Annotated in this window: 4 protein-coding genes; 3 read left to right on the forward strand and 1 reads right to left on the reverse strand. The window is 59.3% G+C overall.

Annotated elements, in window-relative coordinates:
- The 3 genes from LQ215_RS29210 to LQ215_RS29220 all read left to right on the forward strand — a co-directional run.
- On the forward strand, positions 1 to 1287 hold a 1287-nt coding region (locus LQ215_RS29210), incomplete at its 5' end, for a cbb3-type cytochrome c oxidase subunit I (RefSeq protein WP_230153706.1).
- Between the two features lie 14 nt (positions 1288 to 1301).
- Positions 1302 to 2117 carry a CbbQ/NirQ/NorQ/GpvN family protein gene (locus LQ215_RS29215; RefSeq protein ID WP_230153707.1) on the forward strand — a complete coding sequence of 272 codons (816 nt, stop codon included), beginning with the start codon at positions 1302 to 1304 and terminating at the stop codon, positions 2115 to 2117.
- The gene (locus LQ215_RS29220; RefSeq protein ID WP_230153708.1) at positions 2118 to 4139 is read left to right on the forward strand and encodes a nitric oxide reductase activation protein NorD; all 2022 of its coding nucleotides are present in this window, start codon (positions 2118 to 2120) and stop codon (positions 4137 to 4139) included. It abuts the gene before it with no gap.
- Between the two features lie 189 nt (positions 4140 to 4328).
- Here the strand turns inward: LQ215_RS29220 and LQ215_RS29225 are convergent.
- The coding region (locus LQ215_RS29225) for a hypothetical protein (protein ID WP_230153709.1) at positions 4329 to 4596 on the reverse strand (268 nt) is incomplete at its 5' end.

Below are 4596 nucleotides of genomic sequence, written 5' to 3' on the forward strand. Positions count from 1 at the left end.
TTGCTCTCGGCGGCCAAATACCTCGGACCGGATCCCCTGCTGGACGTGTTGCCCTTTGATGTCACCAAGGCAATACACACCAATCTGTTGATCGTCTGGGTACTGACCGGGTTCATGGGGGCAACCTACTGGATGGTGCCGGACGAGTCCCGTGGCGAGTTGCACAGCACCAAACTGGCGTATATCCAGCTCGGGTTGTGGACGGCTATGGGGGTCACCGCCGTGCTGGGCTATCTGTTCGGTTATGGCACCGGGAACAAACTGCTCGAACAACCGCTGCCGCACAAGATCGTGATCGTGATCTGCATGCTGATGTTTCTCTACAACATCGGCATGACCATCAAGAAAGCCGGGCGCTTCACTGCCACCGAAGGCGTTCTTTTGTTGGGGCTGGCCAGTGCCGCCGTGCTTTATCTGCCGGCGCTGCTGCACTATGAAAACTACGTGGTATCGATCTACTACCGCTGGTGGACGATTCACCTGTGGGTCGAAGGTGTCTGGGAAATGATCCAGGGCGGCTTTCTGGCCTATCTGCTGATCAGACTGTCCGGTGCTGATCGCGAGGTCATGGAGAAGTGGCTGTACGTGATTGTCGGCCTGGTGTTCATTGCCGGTATCCTTGGCACCGCCCACCATTATTACTGGATCGGCGTCCCCCATTACTGGCTTCCATTGGGCGGTTTCTTCAGTGCACTTGAGCCTATGGCGCTGGTCGGTATGGCGATCTACGCCTACAACGCCATGCGCCGCTCCGGCCTCTCTCATCCCAACAAACTGGCCTTGCACTGGACCATGGGCAGCGCCCTGTTCACCATGTTTGGCGCTGGCCTCCTCGGTCTGGCTCATACCTTCCCCGACGTCAACAAATGGACCCATGGCACCCTGATTACCGCAATGCACGGCCATGCGGCCTTCTATGGGGCCTATGCCATGATAGTCCTGGCGATGATCACCTACGCACTTCCAGGCATGACCCGTCGTCCCGTGGAAGAAAGCAGTATCGGTTATTGGGCATTTTGGCTGCAGTTGGGAGGGATGTTCGGCATGACCCTGTCATTTGCCACTGCGGGCATTGCTCAGGTGTACCTGGAACGCATTCTCGGCATAGGCTATCTGGATGTGCAGTTGAAGATTCAGGTGCATTTCCTGATGCTGGTGGCGACGGCGTCGATGTTCAGCCTGGGTGCCGGGCTGTTTATCTTCGATTTTTTCCGTCATGCGCCGCAATTCAATGTCGATGAAGCCGATCCGGTTCTGGCGCCTCGTGCGTCGGGCGCAGCGTTGTAATGGATCGTTCGCGAATGCAGCAGAACCTGTCGGCCGCAGAATCCGCGCCGCAGCAAGCTGAACCCTATTACCAGCCCAGCGGCGACGAGGTGGCGATCTTCGATCAATGCCATGCACAGCAGCTGGCTGTCATGCTCAAAGGACCCACCGGGTGTGGCAAGACCCGTTTTGTCGAACACATGGCCTGGCGTCTCAAGCGCCCGCTGATCACTATTTCCTGCCATGACGACTTGAGTGCCAGCGACCTGGTCGGGCGCTTCCTGATCGGTCACCAAGGTACCCACTGGACGGAAGGCCCGTTGACCCGGGCGGTGCGCGAAGGCGCTATCTGTTACCTGGATGAGGTGGTCGAAGCGCGGCAAGACACCATTGTCGTCCTGCACCCGCTGACCGACCACCGACGCATTCTACCCCTGGACAAAATCGGCGAAATCGTTGAAGCCTCGCCACACTTTCAATTGGTGGTGTCCTACAACCCCGGCTACCAACGAATACTCAAGGATTTGAAGCCGAGCACTCGACAGCGCTTTGTGGCGCTGGATTTCGATTTCCCGCCGGCCGAGCGCGAAATCGCCATTGTCATCCATGAAGGTGGAACCGACTACGCCATCGCCCACGCGCTGGTCACCCTCGCCCAGCGACTACGCGCCCTGCAGGACCGGGGCCTGGCGGAAGTCCCCAGTACCCGTCTGTTGATTGCCACTGCGCGACTGATTACCAGCGGCATTGCTGCGCCTATCGCCTGTCGGGTCGCGTTGATCTCGCCGCTGTCCGACGACGCGGTACTGGTCGCTGCCATGCGCGACCTTGTCGACCTGACATTTATCTAAATGGCCGAAGCCGAGGACCTCATTACCGATGTTGCACGTCACGCGACGGTGTATGCACAGGCATTGTGGCGTCGTCACCGCCCCCCCTCGGAAACTGAAAAAATCGTCACCCTCGGGGATGTCGCACAACACCTCGACTTGCTGATCAAGGCAGTGTTCAACACCCACTATTCGCTGCGCGTCGCGCAACCGCCCTCGCCCCCTACGCTGTTGAAGAAACTTTTTGTGCGTCACGAAAAGCCGTGTCAGCAAAGCGCCGTCCCAGCGACCGATGGCGTGACTATATGGCTACCGCAGGATTTGGGAAGCAGCGAGAATCCGCCCACCCTGAAGCGTTATAGAGCCCTGGCCTTGCAACAAGCGATGCGCGCCCAACGAGGCAGTGCAAACGCCCTGTCAGCCCTCGACAACCCGATGCAGCGCAGCGTCTATCTACTTCTCGAAGCTTGGGCGGCTGATGCGGATTTGATACGCCTGTTGCCGGGATTGGCGCCCTCGATCCATGACTTGCGCCAGCATGCCCTGGCGACCCGCCCGCCGCTTCACACCTTTCCCAGCCAGCGACACCCCCTGGAAAACTTCCTGCGTTTACTGCTGAACAATGAATGCGGCGCGCCTCTGGAAGAGTTGGCGACCCCCACCCACACCGCCGATTCGCTGCAACTGTCGGAAGCACTCGCGCAACGTCTCCTCCTCTGCGAAGAATCTCACGGGCTCGGCGCAGACAGGCTTCTCCTTGATGCCTGGACCGGCGACCTGCGCGAGCCGTCGGCGGGTCAGGAAGTCTCGCCCCCGTCCGGTGAAGTCGACACCGACGATGCCCTGCCACGCAGTGCCCGCCTCACACGTCAGCCCACTGCGCGCGAGGCCTGTGCCGATGAGGACGACGATCAGGAACAAGGCCTATGGATGGTGCAACCCGCCGAACCGCTGGAAAAAGCCGAAGACCCCATGGGCATGCAGCGCCCGACCGACCGGGATACCGATACCCCTGCGGCTGATTTCGCTGAGTCTTTGTCCGAACTCAACGAAGCCCGGCTGGTGGTGACGGCAGGTCGCCCGAAAGAAGTGCTGCTGTCCCTCGACCCGCCACGGACCCGATTTCAGCACCGTGCACGGGACCTCGCAACCCACGCGATCAGCTATCCCGAATGGGATTATCACCACCAGGTGTACCGTGATCCGGGGGCGACCCTGCAACTGAGTCCTGTTCGGGAAGGTCCGCAGCAATGGGTTGAGCGAACCCTTGATGCTCATCGTCCGGTGCTGGATGCCATCCGTCGGCAATTCGAAAGTCTGCGGGCCCAACGCGTCAGGCTACGCAAACAATGGGACGGCGACGAAATCGATCTGGAAGCGTATATCGACGCTTGCGCCGAGGCCCGCGCTGGCCTGAGCATGCCGCAGGCGCTGTATCAGACCCAGCGTCGTGGCCGTCGCGACATGGCGATCATGTTGCTGATCGACGTCAGCGGCTCCACCGACAGCTGGCTGTCCTGCCATCGTCGGGTCATTGATGTCGAGCGCGAAGCGTTGCTGCTGGTCTGCCTGGCGCTAGAGAGCCTGGGCGAGCCCTATAGTGTGATGGCGTTTTCCGGCGAAGGGCCGCAGCGGGTCACGATCCGAACTCTGAAAGCCTTCGATGAGCGTTACAGCCTTGAAGTCGGTCGGCGCATCGCGGCTCTCGAACCGGAACGCTACACCCGGGCCGGCGCCGCCCTGCGCCACGCCAGCACGTTGCTGATGCGCGAAGCTGCCACGCACCGTCTCTTATTGCTGATCTCCGATGGCAAGCCCAACGATGTTGACCAGTATGAAGGCCGCTACGGCGTCGAAGACATGCGTCAGGCCGTAACCGAAGCCAAGCTCCAAGGCATCTATCCCTTCTGTTTGACTATCGATCGCCAGGCGGCGAACTACCTGCCAGCGGTATTCGGCTCGCGGCAATATGCCTTACTGCACAGACCCGAGTTGCTACCCAGTGTGCTGCTGGACTGGATCAAACGACTGGTATCAGCGTGAACGAGAGACGCCCGCCAAGGTTTTTTCATGGCAGGCGATTTTCGGCTCATGACTGAGTTTCCCGTCAGTGGGGAGATGACTTCATGACTGCGCCTTTTCCTGATTCCATTGGTGACGCACACAATAGCTTCTAAACCTAATCTTTGAATGCAGGGCAAGCTTTGTCGCACAGGCCAGGCCGCTCAGTGCTCATATTTCCGACAGCTTTCGAAATCTCACTGCACGGTCGACGCTGTTGACCATTTGGGATGCGGCATGAATCGTCAAAGGGTGCTGGGTAAAACCCGGTCTAGGCCTAATGTAGCCAGCCATTTCCCGGGCGACCGTAAGCTGTTGATCCGTCCCTTGGGCGAGCAACGCGATAACCAGATTTTCCAGAGCAATCACACGAACACGAAGGTGAACCAACTCGGTATTTGATAATTCGGGAAGCTCATGAGTGCCTTGGGTGGGAAAA

The sequence above is a fragment of the Pseudomonas brassicacearum genome, assembly GCF_918698105.1.
GTDB classification, from domain to species: domain Bacteria; phylum Pseudomonadota; class Gammaproteobacteria; order Pseudomonadales; family Pseudomonadaceae; genus Aquipseudomonas; species Aquipseudomonas brassicacearum_F.